This window comes from Bacillota bacterium (genome assembly GCA_013178305.1).
GTDB lineage: Bacteria > Bacillota > Sulfobacillia > JABLXB01 > JABLXB01 > JABLXB01.
The window spans coordinates 1-2,390 of the sequence record JABLXB010000020.1; the positions used below are offsets into that span (position 1 = coordinate 1).

Below are 2,390 nucleotides of genomic sequence, written 5' to 3' on the forward strand. Positions count from 1 at the left end.
GTTCCAACAGCGATGTACACCCTCCCAGATGTCTGCCTCTCGAGCCCCGCGAGTATTCGCAGGAGCGTAGTCTTCCCGCACCCGCTCGGCCCGACGATGCAGACGAATTCCCCGTCGCCCACGGTGAACGATACCCGGTCGAGGGCGAGCACGACCCCGGACCGCCGCCGGAAGGCCTTGGTGACGTCGCACACGCGGATCTTGGCACGCTCCGGAAGCGGCGTCGGTCCGTAGCAATCGGTCGTTTCCTCGGGAGCCTTACTGTGTCGCACTGTTGCTTCGCGTGTCATGCCTCATCACTCGCAATCGTCGACTCGTCACTGACTTGAATCCACTGTTATGTTTGTGCCCTGCCCGGGGTGTGGGGTACGGGTCGGGCGACTGGCCCCCCTAGAACGCCGCCCGTCTCTCTCGGCCGCCCGATGTCAGGTCCATGTTACAGCCGCGGCGGCCACACGCCCGGCGGCCATACGCTCAGAAGGACCGACACGAAGCGCTAAGTGAGGGTTCGTTAGTTCTTCCCAGTTTCCCAGCATCTGGTGGGTTGCCGGTGTTGCACTCGGGGACGGCGCCCCAAGCGGGGCGCGCTTCGCCAAAATCCGGCCCATCGGGTTAGGCAGCCGGATTTTGACACCCCTCGTGCAATCACCGGCAACCCCTCCCAAAGTCGGAAGCATTTCTGCACCCCCGCTTAGTGCTTCCACGGGATGACCACGCGCTCGACGACATCCAGGAGGTTGGAGAGGATGTAGCCCATGAACGACATGGTTATGAGCCCTGCGAACATTCGCTCGATGTCGAACATATCGTAGGCCCGCCAGATCATGTACCCAACCCCAGCGCGCGCAGCCGAAAGCTCCGCGGCCACGATGAGGAGCAGCGCGGTGCCCATTCCCAGCTTGAGGCCGGCGAATATCATCGGCAGCGCCCCCGGCAGGGCCACCGTAAGGTAGAAGTCCTTTCGGCTTGCACCGAAGCTCCTAGCCACATCGAGGTAGATCTTATCGATGTTCATGACTCCTGCCATCGAGTTAATCAGGACGAGGTAGAACACGCCCACCGCGACCGTAACCACCTTGGACGTCTCCCCCAGCCCGAAGACCAGCAATATGAGGGGCATTATCGCAAGCTTAGGGATGGGAAACGTCGCTGCGACCATCGGTCCGAGCGCGGCCCGCACGGGCGGGGCGAGGCCCATGGCAAGGCCCAGCACGACCCCCGCCCCGCTTCCCACAAAAAATCCCAGCAAAACGCGCTGCAAGCTTACGAGCGTGTTCACCCATAGCTCCCCTGACGCGACTACGGGCACCAGGGCTTTCAGGATGAGGGAGGGCGCCGAGAACAACCGCACGTCCACGGCGCCTGCCCTTGCCAGGATCTCCCATACAACCAGGATCAACGCAGGGGACGCGAAATACAGCGCCCGCACGAGCACGCCGTTCACGCCGAACAACCTCTGTGCCAGGGACGGCCGTCGCTCTTCCTCGAGCACAAGGATGCGGTGCCGCACATCTTCAGGAGCTTCGATTGTCAGGTTCCGTGCCGCATGTTCTATCATTTGTACTGGCCCAGCACCTTCACAGCGAAATCGCACCACTGGTTATCGACCACGTCCTCGGCGCGAAGCTCGCCCTTGAGGAGCCCACGCGCCCTGTACCAGTCGAGGTCCATCTGGATGCCCTTCATTCGCACGTATCCGTTGGGGCTAAGGCCGATAGGGAACATCTTGTCGTAGATGGCCGGATCCTTGACCACGGAAGTCTCGGCCAGTATCTTGATGATCTCCTGCCGGCCCTTGTTCTTGAAGAAGGCGTCGTTGTAGTCGCGGAGCGACTTGAGGTACGCCACCATGAACCTCTTCGCTACCTCAGGCTTCGCCTGCATGCTCGGCCCGAAGACGACTATGGCAGTCTGCGCATGGGGGTCGTATTCCGACGGATCCTTCCAGGGATCGATGATCCCCTTCTCGATGCCCTGCGCGATGAACGGCTCGATGAGCATCCCCGCATCGATGCTGCCGTTACTGAGCGCGGCAAGGATGTCGGGGAACGACCGTATCACCTGCAGGTCCACGTCCGCCGTACTCAAGCCGCCAGAGGCAAGGCACCTGTCGAGGGCGATCTCGTCGAGGGACGCCGTCCCCACGATGGCGACCTTGCGCCCGCGGAGGTCGGCCGCGGTGTTAATCTTTCCGACCAGGTCCTTTCGGATCACCAGACGGTAGTAGCCCATGCTGGGAACGTTCGTCCCCTTGTCGGCCACTACCTTGATGGGAATTCCTCGCAGCATCGCATTGAAGAGACCAGCTGCGGTTACAGTGCATCCCACATCGAGCTGGCCCGAGCCGAGCAGGTTGATCATGTCCTGTCCGGTGTTGAACTGGACCTCTT

General features: G+C 61.8%; 3 protein-coding genes. All 3 read right to left on the reverse strand.

Translation table 11 applies throughout. From position 1 onward, the window contains the following. A partial coding sequence (locus HPY55_16340; GenBank protein NPV72174.1) for an ATP-binding cassette domain-containing protein occupies positions 1-290 on the reverse strand: 290 nt, incomplete at its 3' end. 401 nt (positions 291-691) lie between these two features. Further along, positions 692-1,558, reverse strand: a complete 867-nt coding sequence (locus HPY55_16345; protein ID NPV72175.1) for an ABC transporter permease — start codon at positions 1,556-1,558, stop codon at positions 692-694. Then, on the reverse strand, positions 1,555-2,390 hold an 836-nt coding region (locus HPY55_16350; GenBank protein NPV72176.1), incomplete at its 5' end, for an ABC transporter substrate-binding protein. The genes HPY55_16350 and HPY55_16345, both read right to left, overlap by 4 nt.